Genomic DNA, 23,083 nt, shown 5'->3' with positions numbered 1-23,083 from the left:
ACGACATGGCATCACCCATGGACGGTTTCATGCACTGGATGGAGACCAAGTTCATGCCGATCGCGCAGAGGATCGGCAATCAGCGTCACCTCGTCGCCATCCGTGACGGCTTTATCTCCATCATGCCGGTCACGATGGCCGGCTCCGTCGCAACGCTTCTGAACGTGTTCTTCCGTGACCTCCCCAACACCTGGTGGGGCGCGGGCAACGCCTTCACCGAGGCCTGCACCCAGCTCATCAACGTCAACGTGAACGTGTACAACGGCTCCATCTCCATTCTCGCGCTCTGCTTCGCGTTCACCCTCGGCTACCACCTCTGCAAGTCCTATGACGTCTCGCCGATTTCCGGCGGCGCCGTCTCCCTGGCTTCCGTCGTGGCCACGATGAACTTCGCCCCGAGCTTCGCCTACACCCTGGCCGACGTCACCCCCGATGCGGTCAAGGCTCTCGAGGCCGCCGGCCTCACCGGTCTTACGGTGACGGACGCCGGTGCGGTTACGATGGACGTTGTGGGCTCGAGCATGATCTCCACGGCGCTCACCAGCGCCACGGGCCTGTTCACCGCCCTGATCTTCGGCCTCGTCTGCACGATGATCTACATCAAGCTCATCCAGGCCAAGCTCACCATCAAGCTGCCCGATTCCGTGCCGCCCGCGGTCAACAGCGCCTTCGTGGCCATGATCCCCGGCGTCGCGGCGATCTTCGTGTCCGCCATCATCACGCAGATCTGCGTCGTCGTCTCCGGTTCCTACCCGAACGACCTCATCTCCGAGTTCATCCAGCGCCCGCTGCTCGGCATGTCCTCCGGCTTCTTCACGGTCCTGCTCGTCGAGTTCCTCGCCCAGCTCTTCTGGTTCTTCGGCATTCACGGCATGAACGTCCTCGCCCCCATCACCGAGGGCATCTACACCCCCGCTCTGCTCGAGAACCTCGCCGTCTGGAACGCCACCGGCGACCTCTCCCAGCTTCCCTACATGTGGACCCGCGGCTCCTTCGACGCTTACACCATGATGGGTGGCTCCGGTCTTACCCTCGGCCTGATCATCGCCATCCTCTTTTTCTCCAAGCGTGAGGATTCCAAGACCATCGCCAAGTTGGCCGCTCCCATGGGCGTGTTCAATATCAACGAGCCCATCATCTTCGGCATGCCCATCGTGCTGAACCCGATCTACTTCTTCCCGTGGCTGCTCGTCCCGGTGATCACCGCCGCTATCGCGCTCGGCTTCACCTACGCCGGCATCATTCCGCCGGTCTACATCCAGGTTCCCTGGATTATGCCCGTTGGCCTGTACGCCTTCTTCGCCACCGGCGGCAACGTCATGGCCGCGCTCGTCGCGCTCCTGAACCTCGCTGTCTCCTTCATCATCTGGCTCCCGTTCGTCATCCTTGCGAACAAGGAGCAGGAGAAGACCGAGGCCGCTGCCTAGGCGTTAAGGGCTTCGGCTTTCAACGATTGATTCGCGTGGCCCACAGTGGTTGCATATGCTCCATGCGGGTCACGCCCGTCGGCCGCCGGTGGTCTGCTGACTCGCCGGTGGCCCTTTTACCTAGAGGAAGGTTTGCTACTCATGGGATTTCGATCTCCTTGGGCCGTTTTCATCATGGGCCTGGGCTTCTTCTTCATCGTGATGTCGAATTTCGGTGCCGCCGCCGGCTCTGAGATGAGCCTCGGCCTGCTCGTGGGCGGCTTGGCAATCGTCATCGTGAGCGGCATCTACCTGTTCGTGAAGAGAAAGAGGTAAGACGATGGACGTCAAGTTCCCGGAAGGGTTCTACTTCGGTAGTGCCACGAGCGCGGCCCAGGCGGAGGGCGCTCATACCGCCGATCACAAGGCCCCGGATATCTGGGACCTCTGGTTCGAGGAGGAGCCCTACAAGTTCCACGGCGGCGTCGGTCCAGCCGACACGTCGACGTTCTTCGAGCATTGGCGCGAGGATATCGAGCTGCTGCACGAGACGGGGCATAACTCCTTCCGCACCTCGATCAGCTGGTCGCGCCTGCTGCCCGATCCGGAGGGCGACCCCAACCCCGAGGCCGTCGAGTTCTACCGCAACGTGTTCGGCACGCTGCGCGACGAGGGCATCGAGCCCTTCGTGAACCTGTTCCACTTCGACATGCCCGTCGCCCTGCAGGAGCGCGGCGGCTGGGAAAGCCGCGAGGTCGTCGACCTCTACGAACGCTATGCCCGCATTGCGTTCGAGCTGTTCGGCGACGTCGTCAAGCGCTGGTACACGTTCAACGAGCCCATCGTGCACGTGGAGTGCGGCTATCTGCAGCAGTACCACTATCCCTGCAAGGTCGACCCTAAGGCCGCGGCACAGGTTGCCTACCACACGGCGCTCGCCAGCGCGCTGGCTGTCCGTGCCTGCCATGAGGTCCTGCCCGACGCCAAGATCGGCATCGTGCTCAACCTCACGCCCGCCTATCCGCGTTCCGAAAATCCCGCCGACGCTCGCGCCGCCCACATCGCCGAGCTCTTCGCCAACAAGAGCTTCCTGGACCCGAGCGTGCACGGCGCTTACGATCCCGAGCTCGTCGAGCTCATCAAGAAGCACGGCCTCATGCCCGTGGTCGACGAGACCGATCTCGCCATCATCCTCGACAACACGGTGGATTACCTGGGCGTTAACTTCTACCAGCCCTTGCGCGTCTGCGCCCGTGCGAGCCTGCCCAACCCCGAGGCGCCCTTCATGCCCACGTACTACTACGACGTGTACGCCATGCCGGGTCGTCGCATGAACCCGCACCGCGGCTGGGAGATCTATCCGCACGCGCTGTACGACATCGCCATCAACCTGCGCGACAACTACGGCAACATTGAGTGGATCGTGTCTGAGAACGGCATGGGCGTCGAGGGCGAGGAGAAGTTCCGCGGATCCGATGGCGCCATCCAGGACGACTATCGCATCGACTTCATCAAGGAGCACCTGACCGAGCTCGCCCGCGGCATCGATGAGGGCTCCAACTGCATCGGGTATCATCTCTGGACGTTCATCGATTGCTGGAGCTGGCTGAACGCCTACAAGAACCGCTACGGCCTGGTCGAGCTCGACCTCGAGACGCAGGAGCGCCGCATTAAGAAGAGCGGTCGCTGGTACAAGCAGCTCGCCGAGTCCCGCGGCTTCTAGCGACACGAGGGCGCCCTTGCGCGTGGCGGGGCGCCCCTATGAGGAGGGTTAATGAAAGTACAGGTCAAGATGGGCATCAGTGCCGATGACCTCTTCGACAGCATCGTCACGTCGGTGCTTTACGACGTCGAGCAGGCGCGCGGCAAGAAGGTGCCGGCAAAGAAGCTCAAGGCGGGGTTCACCTATCAGAAGACGCTGAACGCCAAGCTCGGCGGTGCCCAGCATGTCACCACCAAGATCACCGAGTTCGAGCCCCCGCGCCTGTACGCCGCCTCCATCACCTCGTCGCGCGGCGTCAACACCGTGCGCTACGAGATTGAGCCCATCGAGGGACAGGACGCCATCAGCGTCGTCTACGAGGAGGGCTACGAGGGCGACAAGACCCTCAACGACCTCAACGGCAAACTCATGGGTACTCTGTACAGCCCCTTTGCCAAGCGTAAAATCAAGAAGCGTTTGCGTGACATGGAGGCCTACATCAAGGCGAGCGGCGCTTCCGTCCGAGACGACGAGTCCGATTCGGTATCCGCCAACGGCGAACTGCCGGAGGAGAGCCAAAGTGCGGCTGACAACGCCGCGGAGAGCGAGGAATAACATGGAAGACATGAACAAGATCGAGATGGCCTGCTTCGAGATCATCGCCAACGTGGGCTCCGCCCGCAGCTGCTTCATCGAGGCCATCGACCTCGCCGGCGAGGGCAAGATCGACGAGGCCGAGGCCCGTGTCGCCGAGGGCGAGCAGTTCTTCCTGGTCGGTCACGCTAAGCACGGCGAGATGATCGCCCAGGAGGCCTGCGGCGACCACATCGACCCGAGCATCATCCTCATTCACGCCGAGGACCAGCTCATGAGCGCCGAGACCTTCAAGATCTTGGCCGGCAAGTTCATCGACCTTGCGAAGAAGAACGCCTAGGCGCGCTCAACGACCGACCGACATCTTGCAGAAACGCGATGGCCCCGCAACCCAAGTCGGTTGCGGGGCCATCGCGTTATGGGCCGGGCGCCAATTACCAGTGCGCTATGCGTCCAGGCCGATGATGGAGGGCAACCAGGCGATGTCCTCGTCGGTATACGTGATGCGACCCCTGCCCAAACGCCCCTCTTGAATCATGGAGAGGATCTCGCGCGCGGCGTTCGTGCCGATTTCGAGCGAGGGCGGGCACACCGTGGTGATGCTCGGGTGAAAGTAAGTCTTGGTGTCCAGGTAGTCATAGCATGCGAACGAGATGTCTTCGCCGATGCGCAGCCCAAGCTCGTTTAACGCCTGCTGGGCGCCTTGACTACGCCCGTAGTTGAGTGCGAAGACACAGTCCACGTGATCCTCGCAGACGAGGTGCATCATGTCGCGATACCCGCATTCGCGCGGATAGTCGCCAATGCGCACCACGGCGTTGTTGCGCGGCAGGCCCGCCTCGTCAAATGCCTCGAGCACACCTGCCAAGCGCTCGCGCGAGACGTATTCCTCTTGGATGCCGGCGAGCACGCCAATGCGTGCGTGGCCTGCGTGTATGATGCGGCGCGTCACTTCGCGGCAGCTTTTGCGATTGGCGGCGAGCATGTTGTCGACACATGGATAGGGAAGGGGGTTGGATATGGAGATGGTTGGGATCCCGCTCTGCTCGATGAGCTTGCGTGCGCGTTCGTCCTCAATCGCCTCGAAGAGGATGAGGCCGTCCACGCGGCGGTCGATGAGATTTTCGAGCTTGCGTATGAAGACCTCGCGATCCTCGCGAAATCCAGAGAGGATGATATTGTAGTCATTGAGCTCCATCTCGCGTTCCACCTGCGCAACAACGCTCACGGCAAAGTGGTTCAGCATATTGTTGATAAGCAGACCGATGGACATGCTCTGGTTGGAGCGCAAGCTGCGGGCAAGGTAGTTGCTGCGGTACCCGAGTTCCTCAATCGCCGCCTCGACGCGAGATTGATTGCCCGCTTTGAGTTGATGGCCGTTGAGGTAGCGCGAGACCGTTCCCGCCGACACACCGGCCCGTTTGGCGACTTCTTGGATGGTGGACACAAGGGCTCCTGGAATTGAATCGATTTGTGTATAGCATTTTACGTGAGGGCTCGAGGAAGGGGCGCGCCATTCGCGAAAGGTTTATTGCCGAGTACGAAAAAATCGCAGTTGACGCTTGAAAACGACTTTGTTTCCACGTAACCTACTGTTTCGTGAATGCATATGCTTCACGATAGTATCTGTCGGCCCCCGAGATTGTTCCAAACGGTGCGCGCGCGCTGGCGGCGATATCGCCCTCAAAGCACGCAACCATCTGCAGGTCAGGTAATCGGGGCCCCGTAGTTCGAAAGGGGTCCACCTTTGAGTGAGATTCAGAACTCGTCCATCTTCTCCCTCGACGACGTCGATACCGAGGAGATGAACAACCTCATCGACAACTCCATCACCGATTTCGATGAGGGCGACCTGGTCAACGGCACCGTTGTGAAGATCGAGCGCGACGAGGTCCTCGTCGACATCGGCTTCAAGTCCGAGGGCGTCATTCCCGTCCGCGAGCTCTCCATCCGCAAGGATGCCAACCCCGCCGACCTCGTGGCGCTGGGCGACTCCATCGAGGCGCTCGTGCTCCAGAAGGAGGACAAGGACGGTCGTCTGGTTCTCTCCAAGAAGCGCGCCGAGTACGAGCGTGCCTGGAACCGCATCGAGGAGAAGTTCAACGCCGGCGAGAACGTCGAGGGCGAGGTTATCGAGGTCGTCAAGGGCGGTCTTATCCTCGACATCGGCCTCCGCGGCTTCCTGCCTGCCTCCCTCGTTGACCTTCGCCGCGTGAAGGATCTCACCTCCTACCTCGGCACCTCCATCGAGGCCCGCGTCATCGAGATGGATCGCAACCGCAACAACGTCGTGCTCTCCCGCCGCGTTGTCCTCGAGGAGTCCCGCAAGGCCGAGCGCTCCGAGATCCTCTCCAAGCTCAAGAGCGGTATGCGTCTCAAGGGCACCGTTTCCTCCATCGTGGACTTCGGCGCCTTCGTGGATCTGGGCGGCATCGACGGCCTCATCCACATCTCCGAGCTCTCTTGGAACCACGTCAACCACCCCTCCGAGGTCGTCAAGGTCGGCCAGGAGGTCGAGGTCGAGGTTCTCGACGTCGATCTGAATCGCGAGCGCATCTCCCTCGGTCTCAAGCAGACCACCGAGGATCCGTGGCGCGCGCTCGTCAAGAAGTACCCCGTCGGCGCCATCGTCGAGGGCACCGTCACCAAGCTCGTGCCCTTCGGCGCGTTCGTTGACCTCGGTGACGGCATCGAGGGCCTGGTCCACATCTCCGAGATGGCTAACAAGCACGTTGACCAGCCGGCCCAGGTCACCGCTGTGGGTGCCAAGGTCCAGGTCAAGGTCATGGAGATCGACCTCGATCGTCGTCGCATCTCCCTCTCCATGAAGTCTGCTGCCGAGACCCTCGGCATCGAGATCGAGGTCACCCCGCTCGAGGGTGAGGAGAAGGCCGAGGACGCCGAGTAGCACTCCGGTGTAGCGCCTTTGAACCTTAGGTTCGCTGCAGACCCCGACGGGCACGGGCCCGTCGGGGTCTTTTCATCCCAAATGGCATATATGGACGTTGAAGGGAGCCGTATATGATCGCCGACTCCGAGATGCCCGCGCGTCTTCGAGACCGTTCCGTCGTCCTCTTCGACTTCGATGGCACGCTGGCAGACACTGGCGGAGCCGTCATGCGAACTGCGCGCGCCGTGCTCCGCGCGCGGGGCATCGAGCCCACCGATGCCGATTTGCGCAAGCTCCTGGGCCCGCCGCTCGTGTTGGGATTCGAGCGCGCGTTCGGCGTGACGCACGACACTGCGCTCTCACTCACTCAAGAGTATCGCGAGCTGTTCGACAAGACCGTCACTCCCTCCGACTTCCCGCCAATCGACGACGTGCCCTTCCTGCTCGATCGTCTAACGCTTGCGGGGCGGCGTATGTCGATCGCGACGTCGCGTAAGGAGTCGGGTGCTCGGAGTATGGTCGATCAGCTCGGCTGGACCGATCGGTTCGAGTGCGTCATGGGCCTCAATGAGCCCGTTCGCCTCACCAAGGCGGACTCCATCCGCGATGCCCTCGAGTATATGGGCGTTGACGCCGCCGACGTTGTGATGGTTGGGGACCGCCTCAACGATATCGAGGGTGCCCACGCCTGCGGTGTCCCCTGTATCGGCGTGTACACGGGTGCCGCCCAACCCGGTGAGCATGATGCCGCGGATGTGTCTTGCGGTTCTATGCTCGAGGTGGCGCGCGTGCTGGGTGTGGCCTAGCGGAATCGCGGCTCGCACCTCGGTCGCGCCGCGCCGCTTGTTTGCCGAGAGACCCGGGTCCGCTTGCCGAGGGTTTGCTCACGGGCTTTGCCCCATCCGGTTTATGGGGCACAATGGTCTAGATTGAACGTCTTCATGAAGGGAGTGCCCATGCGCACTGGAAGTATGGATGACATTGAGGCATATGTCGATGAGGTCTGGGAGGATGTGGTGGCCGACATCGCCGCCCTCGTCGCGCATCCTTCGGTCGCCGATGCTGGGAAATCGATGCCCGGCGCTCCTTTCGGTGCCACCGTGCGAGATGCCCTCGACTGCGCTCTCGGCATCGCCCATCGCCTTGGATACGAGACGGGGGACGATGAGGGCTACGTCGGCATCGCCGATATCGCGGGGGAGCTTGATGGGCACATCGCTACGATAGCGCATGTCGACGTCGTTCCCGCTGGTCCCGGTTGGGCAACCGACCCCTATGTGATGGAGCGCCGCGAGGGTTGGCTGCTTGGCCGCGGCGTGATCGACGACAAGGGCCCGGCGGTGCTCTCGCTATACGCCGGTGCATACCTGCTGAGCCGCGGTATCAAGCCCCGCTACGGTTTCCGCGCGCTTTTGGGGTGCGATGAGGAGGTCGGGATGACCGACGTCCACCATTACCTCGAGTCTCATGAGCAGCCGCTGTTCCTCTTCACGCCGGATGCAGAGTTTCCCATTTGCAATGCCGAGAAGGGTTGCTTTGGCGGCATGTTCGTGAGTGCGCCTATCAAAGACGGCGCCATCGAGTCGTGGAGTGGCGCGGATGCCACCAATGCCATTCCGAGCGAGTCGGTGTGTGTGCTTGCAGTCCCCGTCTCTGAGCTTCCCGCACCGCGGTCTCATGCGGAGCGCTTGACGGTTGAGCCGCTCGGGGAGGGGCGGTCCCGCATTTTCGCCAAGGGCATCGGCGGACATGCTTCGCTGCCTCAGGGTACCGTCAATGCCATTGCTCTGATTGTCGACTATCTGCAGGAGATCTCGGCCGAGCGGCCCGATCTCCTCTCTGAAGGCGAGCGCACCTATCTCAACCTGCTTTCCATCGTGCATGAGGGAACGGCAGGCGAGGGTTTGGGCATCGAGGCGGAGAGCGCGGCTTTCGGTCCGCTCACCTGCAACGCGGGCACGATCAAGGTTTCTGACGGGCGTATCTCGCAGACCATCGACGTTCGCTATCCCGATTCGATCACCTGCGACGAGATGTCCATGATCTGCCGTGCCCACGCGGCGCGGTATGGTGCAGAATTCGTGCTCGACAGCACCAAGGAGCCGTTCTCAACCTCGGCGGAGAGCCCCGCCGTGCAGGCGCTGCTCGACACATATCGCGAGGTTACGGGCAAACATGCCGAGCCGTTCTCCATGGGAGGCGGCACTTATGCCCGCAACTTCAAGAGTGCGGTGTCGTTCGGCCCCGAGGACAACGACCTCGAACTTCCCGAGTGGGCAGGCACCATGCACGGTCCCAACGAGGCGGCGAACGAGGCGCTTTTGCGCGACGCTCTCAAGATGTATATCTTGGCTATTCTTCGCCTCAACGAGCTCGAGCTGTAAGAGACGCGGGCGCCGCGGAGAAAGAGCCACGGTGCCCCATTGCACGTGTGTATCGTATGCATGCAGGGATAGGACGGGAGGCAATCGTGCCCAATTTCTGGGAGCAAATCTTCGGCTTCGTGATCATTGCGCTTTCCATGGTGTTTGGCGGCTACCTGTACCGCAGACGCCATGGCGACGACTCGGGACGAACGGGTACCGCGGGCCGCCCGAGGACGAAACGTCCCCGTAAGAGGGGTTAAAAAATAGAATATGAGCGGTTATCCCGGCTCGCCGTATGCACACGCTTTAGCTGGACCATATCCGCATGATTCGACGGAAGAACGTGCGTGTATATTCAGCTGTTGCCAAATAAACCCCTCACTTTTTAAATAAAGACCCCCTTTATCGGCTTGGAAGATGCTTCAAACGCCGTTCGCCCTCGAATGGGCAGGGGGAATGTGGCGGGTTGGCCGGGTGGTTGTCCACGGCATAACGCATGGGCGTCAATCTCAGTCGTCTATGTAAGCCGCGGGTAAGCTGGGGCGCAGCGGGCGGTAATGGATGGTCAGAGAGCCGTAAGAGACGGCGAACGTGGAGGAATGGGCGGCGAACGCGCGGTATTGTGCTTGCGGTACGACGGATGGGGAGTTGAAGGTTCCCCATGGGGGCCTTAAGGACACGCCCCGGACCGTCCGCGCGCATTGCGCACGTTTGCTCTCGAAGGGAGAACCATGTTCGATTATTCCTGCTCTCGTCGCTCCTTCCTCGGTCTCGCTGGCAGTCTTGCCGCTGTCGCCGGTCTTGGTCTGGCTGGCTGCGGTGGCTCTGACGCTCCCGCTGCCGGCTCCGCCGATGCCGCCGCTACCGTGACGGGCGAGGTCACCTATGACGGTGCCTCCTCCTTCCAGGCGCTCGTCGAGGCTGCGGCCGAGCAGTTCATGAACGAGAACCCCGACTGCGTCATCTCTGGTTCCGGCAATGGTTCCGGCGCCGGCCTCACCGCCGTTTCCTCCGGAACCGTGACCATCGGCAACTCCGACGTCTTCGCCGAGACCAAGCTCGATGCCGACGCTGCCGCCAAGCTCGTCGACCATGAGGTCGCCGTCGTGGGTATGGGCCCGATCGTCTCCAAGAACGTTACCGTCGACGACCTGACCCTCGAGCAGCTCAAGGGAATCTTCGGCGGCACCATCACCAACTGGAGCGAGGTCGGTGGTGACGACGCTGAGATCGTCGTCGTCAACCGCAAGGAGGGGTCCGGCACCCGCGCCACCTTCGAGGCCGCCGTCTTCGGTGACGAGAAGAATACCTATAAGCCGGCTCAGCCCGAGCAGGACAAGTCCGGCGACGTCCAGACCCTCATGGGCTCCACCGATAACGCCATTTCCTACATCGACTTCTCCCACTTCGATGACTCCAAGTTCACCGCCATCAAGGTGGGCGGCGTGGAGCCGGAGAGCAAGAACGTCCTCGACAACAGCTTCCCCATCTGGGCGACCGAGCACATGTACTGCGCCGAGGATGCCGACGACGCCACCAAGGCGTTCCTCGATTACATGCTCTCCGACGACGTCCAGGGCTCCCTCGTTGAGGAGCAGGGCTTCATCCCCGTCTCCGAGATGCTGGTGACCAAGGATGCCGAGGGCAAGGTCTCCAAGAAGTAACTGTTGAAGTCACGAATTCTCGAAAGGTGCGGTATGGCAAAGCACATGCCCAAGCGCAACCTTGAGAGGGTCGGTCAGGGCGTCACGGGCGCGTGTGTAGCGCTCGTGACGCTTCTTGTCCTTGCGCTGATCGTCATGGTGGCGCAGAAGGGCATCTCGACCTTCGTCAAGGACGGTGTCGACGTCGTTGGGTTCTTTACCGGGACTGATTGGAGCCTCGCCAATGTCGACGAGGCGACGGGATTGCCGCAGACCGGCGCGCTTCCGCTTATCATCACGTCTTTTGCGGTCACGCTGCTTTCGACGGCAATTGCGCTTCCCATCGCGATTGGTTCCGCCATCTTTGCGGTTGAGATCGCCCCGGCGTTCGGAAAGCGCGTGTTCCAACCCATGGTCGAGCTGCTGGTGGGTATCCCGTCGGTCGTGTTCGGTCTCATCGGCTTCCATGTGGTGGTCGCCGCCTGTAAAGCCGTGTTTGGGACGCAGACGGGCATGGGTATCCTGCCCGGTGCCATCGTGCTCTCCGTCATGATCTTGCCTACCGTCACGACGCTTTCCATGGACGCGCTGCGCGCCGTACCCGATGGATATCGTCAGGGCTCGCTCGCCCTAGGCTATACCCGCTGGCAGACGATTTGGCACGTGGTGCTCAAGAGCGCCCTTCCCTCGCTCATGACCGCGGTTATTCTCGGCATGACGCGCGCCTTTGGCGAGACGCTCGCGGTGCGCATGGTCATCGGTGGCGCTGAGGTCATGCCCGCGTCCCTGTTGTCACCGGCATCCACCATCACGACCACGCTTACCACCAGCATGGCGATTTATGCGGATGGCTCCGTGCAAAAGGACGTCCTGTGGTCGCTGGGCCTGCTGCTCATGGGTATGTCGCTCATTTTCATCCTGATCATCCATCTCATTGGCAAGAAGGGGGCGAACGCCCGTGGCTGATATCTCTCAGGCGGCGTCCGCTCAGATGGGGGACATGCGTATCATTCGCCGTTCCCGCCGAGCCGATCGCTTCGCAACCGTGGCGCTTGCCGCCATCGCGGGACTCGTCATGCTCATCGTGGTCTCGATGGTCGCCTACATCCTATATGAGGGCCTTTCGACCTTGTTCACTCCTGGGTTCCTCACGCAGCCCAGCCGCTCCAACGGCGCTGCCGGTGGTGTGGCTTACCAGCTCTTCGATTCGTTCTATCTGTTGCTCATCACGCTGATCATCTCCGTTCCCGTGAGCTTGGGGGCTGCCGTGTTCCTCACGGAGTACGCACCCGACGGCCCCATCACGAGCATCGCGAGTACCGCCATCGAGACGCTGTCCTCCCTGCCGTCGATCGTCGTCGGCATGTTCGGCTTCCTCGTGTTCTCGGTGAATTTTGGCTGGAAGTACTCGATCATTTCCGGTGCGGTCGCGCTCACCATGTTCAATATCCCTATCTTGGTGCGCGTTATCCAGCAGGCCCTCGATGACGTTCCTCAGCACCAGCGCGATGCATGCCTGGCCATGGGCCTTACGCGCTGGGAGGCGACGGTCCACGTGCTGATTCCCGCCGCAATGCCCGCCATTGTGACGGGCGTGGTTCTTTCCGCCGGGCGTGTCTTCGGCGAGGCCGCGGCCCTGCTGTTCACCTCGGGCATGTCGAGCCCGGTGCGCCTGAACTTCCTCTCGCTCAACTTCTCAAGCCCCACGTGCGCATGGAACATCTTCCGACCGGGCGAGTCGCTTGCGGTGCACATTTACAAGATTTACGGTGAGGGAAGCCCCGAGGCGCAGCACATCGTATGGGGAACCGCCGCATTGCTGATGATTTGCGTCCTGCTGTTCAACGTGGCTTCTCGTTTGGCCGGTAAGGCTCTGGCGAAAAGGATGACGGCCGAATGAGTAACAAGTCTAACCAACATGACGTTTCCGCCCCCGTGGAGTCGAGTGCGTCCGAAGCCTTCATGGATAGCGTGCGCGCCGGTGCCGCCTCCGCGCAGCCTCGCGGTGCGACCGATGGCGAAGTCGTTCTCGAGGCGCGCGGCGTCAACGTGTATTACGGCGACAACCATGCGCTGCATGATACGTCCCTCGAATTCCACAAGGGCGAGATCACCGCACTCATCGGCCCTTCCGGTTGCGGCAAGTCGACGTTCCTACGCTCCCTCAACCTCATGAATCGAGAGATCCGCGGATGCCGCGTTGAGGGCGAGATCCTCTACGATGGCCGGAACATCAACACCCGCGAGGAGAACCTTTACGAGTTGCGCCGTTCCATCGGCATGGTGTTCCAGCAGCCCAATCCGTTCCGCAAGTCCATCTACGAGAACATCGTGTTCGCGCCCAAGCGCCATGGCCTCAAGGGCAAGGAGAACCTCGATGCGCTCGTGGAGGAGAGCCTGCGCGGCGCCGCCCTGTGGGACGAGGTCAAGGACAAGCTACACCAGAGCGCCTTTTCGCTTTCCGGTGGCCAGCAGCAGCGTCTGTGCATTGCGCGCACCCTCGCCATGCATCCCGACGTGATCTTGTTCGATGAACCGTGCTCTGCGCTCGACCCCATCTCCACGCTGGCGATCGAGGAGCTCATGCAGAGCATCGTGAAGGAGCGCGCCATCGTCATCGTGACGCACAACATGGAGCAGGCGAGCCGCGCCTCCAACCGAACGGCGTTCTTCTATATGGGCGACATGGTGGAGTACGGCGAGACGGAGCAGATCTTCCAGCGTCCTCGCGATAAGCGCCTGAACGACTACCTGACCGGCATGTTCTCGTAGACCGCCTATCACGCTTCGCGCCGTACCCTCGGGCATATCATCCCGTGCTCGGACAGTCCTGAGCTCGCACGAAGGCCCCACTGGGGCCTTCGGCTCGTGCGGAACTGTGCGCGGGACGATATGCCCGAGGGTACGGCGCGGCACACTGTGGTTAAGTGCTCGTGTCTGCAATGTGGCGGGCGGGGCGGGACATATAAGGTCCGAGTATCGGACCTTATATGTCCCGCCCCGCCTGTCTCGGGTAGACGCCCTGCTAAGATGGATGGCTGTGAATACGATAGCGAGGAGCGTTTCGATATGGCCATTCTGCTCGGTTGCGACAGCGTGCATCTTGAGTTTCCTACCAAACTGATTGCGCAGAACGTGACGCTCGGCGTGAACGAGGGCGACCGCATCGGCATCGTGGGCAAGAATGGTGATGGCAAGTCGAGCCTGCTCGGCATTCTCTCGGGTGCGATCGAGCCGGACGCCGGACGCGTGACGCGCCGTCGTGATGTGACGGTGGGCGTCCTCGGTCAGCGCGATGCGCTTGATGACGGCATGACCGTGCATCGTGCTGTGGTGGGCGACCTTCCCGAATACGAGTGGGCGTCGAGCCCGCGCGTGCGTCAGATTCTTGACGGTCTTATCGCCGACGTGCCCTGGGAGGGCCTGGTGGGCGAGCTCTCTGGTGGACAGCGTCGTCGTGTGGACCTGGCGCGCCTGCTTATTGGCGACTATGACGCGCTCATGCTCGACGAGCCCACCAACCATCTGGACATGCGTACCATCAACTGGCTCGCCGAGCATTTGAAGGCGCGGTGGCAGAAATCGAGCGGCGCAATGCTCGTGGTCACGCACGACCGCTGGTTCCTCGATGAAGTCTGCACCTCCATGTGGGAGGTGCACGACGGGTGTGTCGACCCCTTTGAGGGTGGGTACTCCGCCTACATCCTGCAGCGCGTCGAGCGCGACCGTATGGCGCAGGTAACCGAGGAGCGTCGCCGCAACATGGCCCGCAAGGAGCTTGCCTGGCTCTCTCGTGGTGCGCAGGCGCGTAGTACCAAGCCTAAGTTCCGCGTTGAGGCTGCCCGCGAGCTTATTGCCGACGTGCCTCCCGTGCGCAACGAGCTCGAGCTCAAGCGTCTCGCGGTGAGCCGCTTGGGCAAGCAGGTCATCGATGTGATCGATGTGGACGCGGGTTACGCAAGCTCCTTGGCCGCCGTGCGTGGCTCCAAGGAAGGCACAAGTTCTCTTGGCGGCTCCGCCGTGCCGGACAATCCTTCTGCTGTGGGCAATTCCGCTGCGGCGGACGGCTTCGCTGCCCGCGGCGTGTCTCCTGACGCCGTGGCTTTGGGTCGTCCCGTTCTTTCCGATGTGACCTGGCTTATTGGTGCGGGCGACCGCTACGGCCTGCTCGGCGAGAACGGCGCCGGTAAGACCACCTTGCTCAATATCATCCAGGGCAAACTCAAGCCGCTCCGCGGACGCGTGAAGATTGGTTCCACGGTCCGGTTTGGCGTGCTGTCCCAGCAGCTCGACGAGTTGAAGCCCGTCGAGGACGACACCATTCGCGAGGTGCTTGCCCGCGGCAAGCGTTACGTGATGGTCGAGGGCAAGGAGACGAGCCCCGAGAAGCTGCTCGAGCGCCTCGGATTTACGCAGCAACAGATGTGGAGTCGTATCAAGGATCTTTCGGGTGGTCAGAAGCGCCGTTTGTCGTTGCTGCTGACCATTTTGGAGGAACCGAATGTCTTGATTTTGGACGAGCCGGGCAACGACCTCGATACCGACATGCTCGCTCTCGTGGAGGACCTGCTCGACAGCTGGCCGGGCACGCTCATCCTCGTGACGCACGACCGTTTCCTCATGGAACGTGTGACTGACCAGCAGTGGGCCCTCATAGGAGGCACGCTTCGCCACGTACCTGGTGGCGTGGACGAGTACCTGCGTTTGACGGAGGGCGCGTCTGCCGGCGGAGCGTCCCATCCTCAGGCGCCCGGGTTCGGTGGTGCTTTGGAAGCGGGGTCACCTTTGGGCGGCGGCGCGTCCGGTCAAGGAGCCGTCGCATCTGCCGTGGCGACACCTTCCCAGGCATGCGGACTGTCGAATGCGGAGCGCCAGCGCCTCAAGAAGGAGGTTGCTTCGCTCGAACGCAAAATGGAGACGCGTCGCGGCAAGGTCGAGGAGCTTGAGCAGGGGATGTTCGCCATCGACCCCACCGACTTCGCCGCCCTCACTGCGCAGCAGGAGGCAATTGCCCACGCTCGTGAGGAGCTTGATGAGCTCGAGATGGCTTGGCTCGAGGCCAGCGAGCAGCTCGAGGGCTAATGCGTATAACGTACCTGCCTCCTCGTGCATGATGTGAGGCGGCGCGGCATGTCAGCCGGATTTGACGGATCCGCGCGTAGAATGTCGAAATTGACGCGCTTCAATCGCGTATTTTTCGACATTACACGCGCGGTGCGCCGGCTGCCCGTCGAATACGAAAGCGTCCTCGTCTTGAAAACGGGTAATGGCGGCTAGGAGAGCATCTCGCGGAAGCCGCGCATCACCATGTGCCAGCCGCGCTTGAAGTTGCTCTCTTTGCCCTGTTCGGTACCCTTGTGGCCGTCTGTCTCTTGGGGCTCGACAGCTTGGTTGAGCTCGTTGGTTTCCGTTGTGGAGGCAACCGGTTGCGACGGCGTCGCATCGGCATTCGACGTGTCGGGCGCCCGGCCTGCACGGGGGTTCACCGTTTCCGCGTCATGTGCGATTTCGTCACGCGCGGCACGTTCGACCTCGACGGCTCGAGCCGCGCGTCGTTCCTCTGCGGCGCGAGCGCGGTTGGCAGCCTGCGTCATGAAGTGCTCCTGTGCATTGAAGGGCTCATCGCCCTCCGCTCGGGCAACGGGCTCCCAGGTGCCCTGCGCGCTCAGCTCACGAGCCTTCACGTTGTCGCGCAGCTGATCGGCCATGTAGTCGCGCACCATGGCGCGACACGTGGGGTCGAGAACGGGATAGGCGATCTCCACACGGTGCTCGGTGTTGCGCGTCATCATGTCGGCGCTCGACAGGTAGACGGTGTCGGCGTCCTCACCGAAGGAGTACACGCGCGCGTGCTCCAGGAAGCGACCCACGATAGAGCGGATGTGCACGTTCTCGGTGCTGCCCTCGATGCCCGGCAGCATGCAGGATATCCCGCGGATGATCATATCGATGCGGACACCCGCTCGGCTTGCCTCGGCGATCTTATCGATGACCTCTCGGTCGGTGAGGGAGTTCATCTTGAAGAAGGCGTGGGCGGGCATGCCGGCGCGCGCACGGGCGATCTCGCGGTCGAGGCCGTCCATCACGAGGGGCTTGAGCCCGGCGGGCGCCACGCCGAGGTAGCGGTACTCGCCGCGCAGGTTGCCCAGGGTGAGGTTTCGGAAGAACGCGTTGGCGTCCTCGCCGATGCCCTCGTGCGCAGTCATGAGCATGAAGTCCGAGTACAGGCGTGCGGTCTTCTCGTTGAAGTTGCCGGTCCCCAGTAGGGTAATGCGGCGAATCTTCCCCTGGTCATGATAGGTGAGTTGGCAGATCTTGGAATGGCATTTGAAGCCCTCCGCACCGTAGATGACGGTGCAGCCCGCCTCCTCGAGGCGCTCCGCCCAGGCGATGTTGTTCTCCTCGTCAAAGCGCGCGCGGAGTTCCATCAGCACGGTCACCTCTTTGCCACGCTCGGCTGCGGAGATGAGCGACTCGCACAAACGCGACTGACGCGCTACGCGGTAGAGCGTGATGCGCAGCGAGATACAGGTGTCGTCGTGGGCGGCCTCGTTGATGAGGCCGAGAAGCGTGCCCATCGACTCGTAGGGGTAGAACAGCAGCTTGTCGCCGGCGAGCACCTGATCGCGCATGGAGTCACCCGGGCAAAACAGCGGGCTCGGCTGGGGGGCGAACGGAGGGAACAGGAGCCGGTCGCGCACGGTGGCGGGCAACTTGCCCTCCAGGGAGTAGATATATCCCAAGTCAAGGGGCATGGTAACCGACAGGACGGCCTGCTGGCTCAGTCCCAGTGCCTTGCGGATCGACTTGAGGGACTCGCGGGCGAGATCTCCGTGCACGGCGAGGAGCACGGGCTGGAGGCGCAAGCGCTTCTTGAGCACCTTCTTCATGTGCTGGCGGTAATCCTCGTCTTCCTCGACGCCCTCGCCGTCCGGGTCGAGGTCGGCGTTGCGCGTGACGCGGATTACCGCGCGATCCTGCGGGACATAGGAGCCAAAACACGATTCCAGGCACGCCAAGATGACATCCTCGAGCAGGATGTAGCGCAGCTGGCCGTCGTTTCTCGTGATCTCGACGACGCGGGGGAGCGAGCTTGGGACCTCGATGATGCCGAGGAGCCCTTGTTCGTCTTCGGAGGCGGCGGCGAGCGTGCAGACGATGTAGAGGGCTCCGTTGCGCAGGTTGGGGAAGGGGTGGCGCGGGTCGATGATGAGCGGCGAGAAGATGGGGAGCACGTTGCGGTCGAAGTAGCTGCGCACCGCATCGCGCTCGGCACCTATGAGCTCGGAGGGCGTGATGCGCTCGATGCCCTTGGCGCGCAGGAGGGATTCGATGGCGTCGAGGGACGAGGCGGCTTTGGAGAACAATCCCGGTAACGCCGAGAATACGGCCGCCACTTGCTCGGAGGGGGTCATGCCGCTCTTGTTGTCGCGTGGCTGCCGCTTGAGGGTCGCCAGGCTTGAGAGTCCACCCATGCGGACCATGAGGAACTCATGCATGTTGCTCTCAAAAATCGCGATGAATTTGAGGCGCTCGAACAGCGGCACCGTGTCGTCGAGGGACTCGGAGAGCACGCGTTCGTCGAAACGGAGCCAGGAAAGTTCACGGTTTTGGGTGTAACTCAAATCACGCTGCTTGTTGTGTCCGTCGTTGCCCATGATGGCTCCCTCGTGTTGCGGTGCTTGCCGGAAGTGGTGGTACCTGTGAAATCGCATGGATGTCTTTAGGTTATCGCCGTGCCTCGGTTCATGGTGAGTGTAACGCGCAAGCATGATGGACTCTTTACGCGATGCTTTCGAGCATGTTAAAGAATCGCGCGTATGTAAGCGATACGCGCGGACACGCTGAGCGGGGCCTCGTTGGGCGTACACTGTTGAATATGTGAATAGACCGCGCTCGCCGCCCTTCAGGCGGCGTGTGCCATGAGCGTGAGGGGTACCTATGGTGCGAATCGGCCTTCTGACGAGCGGCGGCGACTGTCAGGCGCTCAACGCCACCATGCGTGGCATCGTAAAGACCGTCGTCAACCTGTCGACGGAGCCCGTCGAGATCTACGGGTTCGAGGACGGGTACCAGGGCATGATCTACAAGCGCTATCGCAAGATGGCACCGGTCGACTTCAGCGGCATCCTCACGCGCGGCGGGACCATCTTGGGCACGAGCCGCACGCCCTTCAAGCGCCTCGACACGCCCGAGGCCGACGGTGTGGACAAGGTCGCCGCCATGAAGGAGACCTATCGCGAGCTCAAGCTCGATTGTCTGTTTATGCTGGGCGGAAACGGCTCCACCAAGACGGCCAACCGCTTGCGCGAGGAGGGTCTCTCCGTCATTGCCCTGCCCAAGACCATCGACAACGACACCTGGGGCACCGACCTTACCTTTGGCTTCACGAGCGCGGTCGAGATCGCCACCAAGTGCATCGACGACATCCACACCACCGCGAGCAGCCACGGACGCGTCTTCGTGATCGAGATCATGGGTCATAAGGTGGGTTGGATTCCGCTGTACGCCGCGGTTGCGGGCGGTGCCGACGTCTGTCTGATTCCCGAGATCCCCTACGACATGGACAACGTGATCGCCGCGATCAATCGCCGCATGCAGGCCGGTGCCCGGTTCACCATCATCGTGGTCGCCGAGGGCGCTATCTCGCGCGATGAGGCGACGCTGTCCAAGAAGGAGTACAAGAAGCTCGTCGCGGCGCGCACCTCTCCGTCCATCGTCTACGACATCGCGCGCGAGATCGAGGCCCGCACCGGTCGCGAGACGCGTGTGGCAATCCCCGGTCACACGCAGCGCGGAGGCCAGCCCGATGCGCAGGACCGCGTGTTCGCCACGCAGTGCGGCGTCGAGGCGGCTTTGGGTTTCCTGGAGGGGGAGAGCGGCTTTATGGTCGCGCAGCGCTCTGGCAAGATGTGCCGCGTGCCGCTGGAGGAGGTCGCCGGCAAGCTCAAGTACGTCGACCCCGGCAGCGACCTGGTGCACGAGGCGCGTTCCCTGGGCATCTCCTTTGGCGACGAGGCCTGATCGGACTAGAGTCGCTGCATGCGGTAGCCCACGCCCACGTGCGTCTGGATCATCGTCGGGTGCGAGGGGTCGGCCTCTATCTTCTTGCGTAGGGTCCGCATGAACACGCGAAGACTCGCGATGTCGCTATCCCAGCTCGTCCCCCAGATTTCGCGCGTGATGAACGTGTGCGTGAGCACCTTGTCGACGTTTTTCGCCAAAAGCACGAGGAGCTTGTACTCGGTGGGCGTGAGCGAGAGCCGCTCGCCGTCGAGCTCGGCGTACCCCGCGGCATAGTCGATATGCAGGCCCCCGTTGTCGAAGGTGCTCGACTCGACGGAATCGGCCGCGGGCATGGCCGAGCGTCGCAAGTTGGCGCGCACGCGGGCGAGCATCTCCTCCACCGAGAAGGGCTTCGTTAGGTAGTCGTCCGCGCCGGCGTCGAGCGCGCCGATTTTATCCGAGTCTTCGGTGCGTGCCGAGATGACGATGATGGGCACCGCCGACCAGCTGCGGACCTTGGATATGACGTCCACGCCGTCGATGTCGGGCAGGCCGAGATCGAGCATGATGAGGGCGGGGTTGCGCGAGGCGGCGTCCAAGATGGCCGTCTCGCCATTCGTCGCCGCCTCGACGTCGTATCCATGCAGGCCGAGCGCGGTCGTCACGAGGTTGCGGACCGCCGGGTCGTCTTCGACCACGAGGATGCTTGGGCGCGCGGCGTCATTCATGTATCTCGATCTCCTCGGCGGGAAGGGTGAAGCGGAAGATCGCTCCATGGGGCTTGTTGTCGGCGACTTCGATGATACCCCCGTGCGCCTCGATGATGGAACGGCACAGCGACAGGCCGAGACCGAAGCTTCGATGGGAGTCGACGGGGCGGGAGCCCTCAGCGATGAAGAAGCGGTCGAAGACGCGGGGTTTGTCGCGATCGGAGACGCCCGGGCCGTCATCGGCGACCTCTACGACGACGGATGAGCCCTCCCGTCGCGCGCCGATCGTCACGGTCGAGCCCTCCGGCGTATATTTGAACGCGTTCGTGATGAGGTTCGTGAGCACCTGCATGATGAGGTGGACATCGATTTTCACCAAAAGGATCTCGTCTGTGTGCGTGATGGTCACGCGGTGCCCGTGCGATTCGCGAGCGACATGGCTGAGCGCCGCGGCGATGACCTCGTCCATGAGCTCCGACGTGAGGTTGAGTTGCATGTCGGCATCTTCGATGCGGGTGATGGCGAGGAGGTTCTCGACGGTGTCGATCAGCCAGAGCGAGTCGTCGTAAATGGCGTCCGCGAGCTCGAGCCGTTTCGCGTCCCCGAGCTTCTTCCCACCATCGCGCAGCACCGCGGCCGACCCCGAGATCGCGGTGAGGGGCGTCCTCAGGTCATGGCCGATGGATCTAAGCAGGTTGGCGCGCAGTTGCTCGTTTTTGGCGAATACGGCGGCCTCCTCCCGCTCCCGCGCCGCCTTGTCGCTCTCGAGGGCGAGTGCGCACTCGCCGACGATCGACAAGACGATGGAGTGCTCGAACGCCTCGAGCTCGCGCCCCTTCAGGTCGATGCCCACGACGCCGAATACCTCGTTGCCCGCGCGCACCGCAAGGTAGAGGCACTGCGCCTCTGGCAGGGTGTGAGTGCTCGCCCCGGCGTGCTTGTTGTTGTTGAAAGTCCACGTCGCCACGGCTCGCTCGTATTCGGTGAGCAGGGACGTGCGGTGGTCTTCGGCCCCGGCGCTCTCATACAGCGGCTCCCCGAGCAGGTCGCCGTCTGCGGGGTAGAAGACGACGTCGAGCCTGAGGAGCTTCACGAGCTGGCTCATGGCGACGCGCGCTCGTGCCTGGGGTCCCTGGGCCCGCTGCAGGAGCTGGTTGGTTTCGAGGAGCACGCGGGTTCTGAAGGCGTTTTTCGCCGAGGTGCGCGCGTTGTCGGTGAGGCGCGCGGTGAGTTCGGCGGCCACCATTGCGGTTGCGAACATGATGACGAAGGTCACGAGGTAGCTTCGGTCGTAGCTGTCGAATGAGAACAGCGGCGTCACGAAGCAGAAGTTGTAGAGCACCACCGAGAGGATGCTCGACACGATGGTGCAGACGCGCCCCGTGGTCGTGACGGCCGTGAGCAGGGCCGTGAGGATGTAGAGGGAGATGATGCTCGAGTCGGCGAACCCGAGTCCGCGGAATGCGGTGCCAACTGCCGTGGCGATGGCGGATAGGCCCAGCGTGAGCAACATGTCCCGCCTGCTCGGCAGATGGGGTTCCGAGGCCGTTGGCCGGTCCTGGCCCCGCCTGGCCGGCACCGGCTGATCGGGGATGATGTAGATGTCGAGGTTCGGCGCGATGGCGATCAGCCTCTCCACGAGCGACTTGCGCCCGAAGAGCGCGTGATGCAGGCCGCGCGCCTCGCCGGTGCGCCCCATGACGATCTTCGAGATGCCGGACAGCCGCGCGAACTCGGCGATCTGAAAGGCGATGTCGTCCCCATACACCGTTTCCACCTGCGCGCCGAGCTGTTCGGCGAGGGCGCTGTTCGATGAGAGGCGCGCACGTTCGTCCTCGTCCATGGTCTGGGTTCGCGGACTCTCGACGAACAGGGCGACGAGTTCGCCGTGGAAGGCCTTCGACAGCCGCGCGGCCGCCCGCACGATGCGCGGGTTCGTGGGGGCGGGGGAGAGGCAGACCAGGATGCGCTCGCTGGTGTAGTAGTCGCGGTTGCCGAGCACGCGCGCGGCGTCGGCGAGGCGCCCGGTGCGGTCCGCGCATCTGCGGAGGGCGATCTCGCGCAGCGCCGTGAGGTTCTCGATGCTGAAGAAGTTGCGCTGCGCGCGGTCGGCCTGCGCCGCGCGGTACACGAGTCCGGCCTTGAGGCGCTCGAGCAGGTCCTCGGGCTCGATATCCACGAGCTCGACCTGGTCGGCGTCATCGAAGACGCGGTCGGGGATGCGCTCGCGCACGACGACGCCCGTGATGGAGGCCACCATGTCGTTCAGGCTCTCGATGTGCTGGACGTTGACCGTGGTGTAGACGTCTATGCCGGTGCGCAGGAGCTCCTCGACATCTTGATAGCGCTTTTCATGGCGGCACCCCGGTGCATTGGTGTGCGCGAGTTCGTCGACGAGGATTAGCTGCGGCGCCCGGGCCAGGGCAGCGTCGAGGTCGAATTCCGCGAGTTCGATGCCGTTGTGCTCGATGGGCATATGCGGGATGCGCTCGATGCCCCGCGACAGGCGCGCCGTCGCGGGGCGCTCATGAGGTTCGATATAGCCGGCGACGACGTCCACGCCGCGCTTTTTGGCGGCGTGCGCGGCCTGGAGCATGGCGTAGGTCTTGCCCACGCCCGCGGCGTACCCGAAGAAGATCTTGAGATGCCCTCGGCGTCCGCGGCGCTCTTGTGTGTGGGTGTCCTGTTCGAGCGCTCTGAGCAGGAGGTCGGGGTTCGCCCGTACGTCGGATGCAGCGCGTGACATTGCGAGGCCTTTCTCGCCGA

Annotated in this window: 18 protein-coding genes; 14 read left to right on the top strand and 4 right to left on the bottom strand. The window is 62.8% G+C overall.

The genetic code is table 11. The features are described from left to right. The first annotated feature begins 5 nt into the window (after positions 1-5). The 5 genes from Q5Q88_RS02605 (at position 6) to Q5Q88_RS02585 (ending at position 4,042) form a co-directional block, all read left to right on the top strand. On the top strand, positions 6-1,427 hold the full coding sequence (locus tag Q5Q88_RS02605) for a PTS sugar transporter subunit IIC (RefSeq protein WP_233546129.1): 1,422 nt from the start codon (positions 6-8) through the stop codon (positions 1,425-1,427). 141 nt (positions 1,428-1,568) lie between these two features. Beyond that, positions 1,569-1,742: an LPXTG cell wall anchor domain-containing protein gene (locus Q5Q88_RS02600; protein ID WP_118653555.1), complete on the top strand. Its 174-nt coding sequence runs from the start codon at positions 1,569-1,571 to the stop codon at positions 1,740-1,742. Positions 1,743-1,746: 4 nt separating this feature from the next. After that, positions 1,747-3,129 carry a glycoside hydrolase family 1 protein gene (locus Q5Q88_RS02595; RefSeq protein WP_302741673.1) on the top strand — a complete coding sequence of 461 codons (1,383 nt, stop codon included), beginning with the start codon at positions 1,747-1,749 and terminating at the stop codon, positions 3,127-3,129. A gap of 51 nt (positions 3,130-3,180) precedes the next feature. Further along, on the top strand, positions 3,181-3,723 hold the full coding sequence (locus tag Q5Q88_RS02590) for a DUF3284 domain-containing protein (RefSeq protein WP_294123896.1): 543 nt from the start codon (positions 3,181-3,183) through the stop codon (positions 3,721-3,723). 1 nt (position 3,724) lies between these two features. After that, positions 3,725-4,042 carry a PTS lactose/cellobiose transporter subunit IIA gene (locus Q5Q88_RS02585; RefSeq protein ID WP_294123898.1) on the top strand — a complete coding sequence of 106 codons (318 nt, stop codon included), beginning with the start codon at positions 3,725-3,727 and terminating at the stop codon, positions 4,040-4,042. Positions 4,043-4,147: 105 nt separating this feature from the next. Here the strand turns inward: Q5Q88_RS02585 and Q5Q88_RS02580 are convergent, their stop codons facing one another. Continuing rightward, positions 4,148-5,149 (bottom strand): LacI family DNA-binding transcriptional regulator, encoded by a 1,002-nt coding sequence (locus tag Q5Q88_RS02580; RefSeq protein ID WP_118653552.1) that lies wholly within the window; start codon positions 5,147-5,149, stop codon positions 4,148-4,150. 300 nt (positions 5,150-5,449) lie between these two features. Here Q5Q88_RS02580 and rpsA point away from each other — a divergent pair, with 300 nt between their 5' ends. The 8 genes from rpsA to Q5Q88_RS02540 all read left to right on the top strand — a co-directional run bounded on the left by rpsA (position 5,450) and on the right by Q5Q88_RS02540 (position 15,683). Then, on the top strand, positions 5,450-6,610 hold the full coding sequence (gene rpsA / locus Q5Q88_RS02575; protein WP_118653551.1) for a 30S ribosomal protein S1: 1,161 nt from the start codon (positions 5,450-5,452) through the stop codon (positions 6,608-6,610). Positions 6,611-6,723: 113 nt separating this feature from the next. Continuing rightward, positions 6,724-7,398: an HAD family hydrolase gene (locus tag Q5Q88_RS02570; RefSeq protein WP_302741669.1), complete on the top strand. Its 675-nt coding sequence runs from the start codon at positions 6,724-6,726 to the stop codon at positions 7,396-7,398. A 150-nt stretch (positions 7,399-7,548) separates the two neighbouring features. Next, positions 7,549-8,976 (top strand): Sapep family Mn(2+)-dependent dipeptidase, encoded by a 1,428-nt coding sequence (locus Q5Q88_RS02565; RefSeq protein WP_294159457.1) that lies wholly within the window; start codon positions 7,549-7,551, stop codon positions 8,974-8,976. 713 nt (positions 8,977-9,689) lie between these two features. Next, the gene (locus Q5Q88_RS02560; RefSeq protein ID WP_118653548.1) at positions 9,690-10,622 is read left to right on the top strand and encodes a phosphate ABC transporter substrate-binding protein; all 933 of its coding nucleotides are present in this window, start codon (positions 9,690-9,692) and stop codon (positions 10,620-10,622) included. Positions 10,623-10,655: 33 nt separating this feature from the next. Beyond that, positions 10,656-11,567, top strand: a complete 912-nt coding sequence (pstC, locus tag Q5Q88_RS02555; RefSeq protein WP_294159455.1) for a phosphate ABC transporter permease subunit PstC — start codon at positions 10,656-10,658, stop codon at positions 11,565-11,567. Further along, the gene (gene pstA / locus Q5Q88_RS02550) at positions 11,560-12,501 is read left to right on the top strand and encodes a phosphate ABC transporter permease PstA (protein WP_233546127.1); all 942 of its coding nucleotides are present in this window, start codon (positions 11,560-11,562) and stop codon (positions 12,499-12,501) included. Before pstC ends, pstA begins: the two co-directional genes overlap by 8 nt. 62 nt (positions 12,502-12,563) lie before the next feature. Next, complete coding sequence (gene pstB / locus Q5Q88_RS02545) at positions 12,564-13,373, top strand: phosphate ABC transporter ATP-binding protein PstB (RefSeq protein WP_118653628.1); 810 nt, start codon at positions 12,564-12,566, stop codon at positions 13,371-13,373. A 297-nt stretch (positions 13,374-13,670) separates the two neighbouring features. After that, a complete protein-coding gene (locus Q5Q88_RS02540) occupies positions 13,671-15,683 on the top strand; it encodes an ABC-F family ATP-binding cassette domain-containing protein (RefSeq protein WP_302741661.1) in 2,013 nt (670 codons plus the stop codon). Positions 15,684-15,874: 191 nt separating this feature from the next. Here the strand turns inward: Q5Q88_RS02540 and ppk1 are convergent, their stop codons facing one another. Beyond that, on the bottom strand, positions 15,875-18,259 hold the full coding sequence (gene ppk1 / locus Q5Q88_RS02535; RefSeq protein WP_302741659.1) for a polyphosphate kinase 1: 2,385 nt from the start codon (positions 18,257-18,259) through the stop codon (positions 15,875-15,877). A gap of 283 nt (positions 18,260-18,542) precedes the next feature. On the opposite strand from ppk1, the gene Q5Q88_RS02530 reads away from it, so the two are divergent. Continuing rightward, a complete protein-coding gene (locus tag Q5Q88_RS02530) occupies positions 18,543-19,625 on the top strand; it encodes a 6-phosphofructokinase (protein ID WP_302741657.1) in 1,083 nt (360 codons plus the stop codon). Positions 19,626-19,630: 5 nt separating this feature from the next. Here the strand turns inward: Q5Q88_RS02530 and Q5Q88_RS02525 are convergent, their stop codons facing one another. Continuing rightward, positions 19,631-20,335 (bottom strand): response regulator, encoded by a 705-nt coding sequence (locus Q5Q88_RS02525; protein ID WP_302741656.1) that lies wholly within the window; start codon positions 20,333-20,335, stop codon positions 19,631-19,633. Continuing rightward, entirely contained in the window at positions 20,328-23,063 is a 2,736-nt protein-coding gene (locus Q5Q88_RS02520; RefSeq protein ID WP_302741655.1) for a sensor histidine kinase KdpD, read from the bottom strand. The genes Q5Q88_RS02525 and Q5Q88_RS02520 overlap by 8 nt, the downstream gene beginning before the upstream one ends. Between the last annotated feature and the right edge of the window lie 20 nt (positions 23,064-23,083).

It is taken from the genome of uncultured Collinsella sp. (assembly GCF_959026545.1).
GTDB lineage: Bacteria > Actinomycetota > Coriobacteriia > Coriobacteriales > Coriobacteriaceae > Collinsella.
The sequence above is the reverse complement of the archived record's forward strand: the minus strand, read 5'-3'. Positions and strand labels throughout refer to the sequence as shown.

Coding starts and splice junctions, on each gene's coding strand:
- Q5Q88_RS02605 (WP_233546129.1), top strand. CDS start 6: ATGGCATCACCCATGGACGGTTTCATGCACTGGATGGAGACCAAGTTC.
- Q5Q88_RS02600 (WP_118653555.1), top strand. CDS start 1,569: ATGGGATTTCGATCTCCTTGGGCCGTTTTCATCATGGGCCTGGGCTTC.
- Q5Q88_RS02595 (WP_302741673.1), top strand. CDS start 1,747: ATGGACGTCAAGTTCCCGGAAGGGTTCTACTTCGGTAGTGCCACGAGC.
- Q5Q88_RS02590 (WP_294123896.1), top strand. CDS start 3,181: ATGAAAGTACAGGTCAAGATGGGCATCAGTGCCGATGACCTCTTCGAC.
- Q5Q88_RS02585 (WP_294123898.1), top strand. CDS start 3,725: ATGGAAGACATGAACAAGATCGAGATGGCCTGCTTCGAGATCATCGCC.
- Q5Q88_RS02570 (WP_302741669.1), top strand. CDS start 6,724: ATGATCGCCGACTCCGAGATGCCCGCGCGTCTTCGAGACCGTTCCGTC.
- Q5Q88_RS02565 (WP_294159457.1), top strand. CDS start 7,549: ATGCGCACTGGAAGTATGGATGACATTGAGGCATATGTCGATGAGGTC.
- Q5Q88_RS02560 (WP_118653548.1), top strand. CDS start 9,690: ATGTTCGATTATTCCTGCTCTCGTCGCTCCTTCCTCGGTCTCGCTGGC.
- pstC (WP_294159455.1), top strand. CDS start 10,656: ATGGCAAAGCACATGCCCAAGCGCAACCTTGAGAGGGTCGGTCAGGGC.
- pstB (WP_118653628.1), top strand. CDS start 12,564: ATGGATAGCGTGCGCGCCGGTGCCGCCTCCGCGCAGCCTCGCGGTGCG.
- Q5Q88_RS02540 (WP_302741661.1), top strand. CDS start 13,671: ATGGCCATTCTGCTCGGTTGCGACAGCGTGCATCTTGAGTTTCCTACC.
- ppk1 (WP_302741659.1), bottom strand. CDS start 18,259: ATGGGCAACGACGGACACAACAAGCAGCGTGATTTGAGTTACACCCAA.
- Q5Q88_RS02530 (WP_302741657.1), top strand. CDS start 18,543: ATGGTGCGAATCGGCCTTCTGACGAGCGGCGGCGACTGTCAGGCGCTC.
- Q5Q88_RS02525 (WP_302741656.1), bottom strand. CDS start 20,335: ATGAATGACGCCGCGCGCCCAAGCATCCTCGTGGTCGAAGACGACCCG.
- Q5Q88_RS02520 (WP_302741655.1), bottom strand. CDS start 23,063: ATGTCACGCGCTGCATCCGACGTACGGGCGAACCCCGACCTCCTGCTC.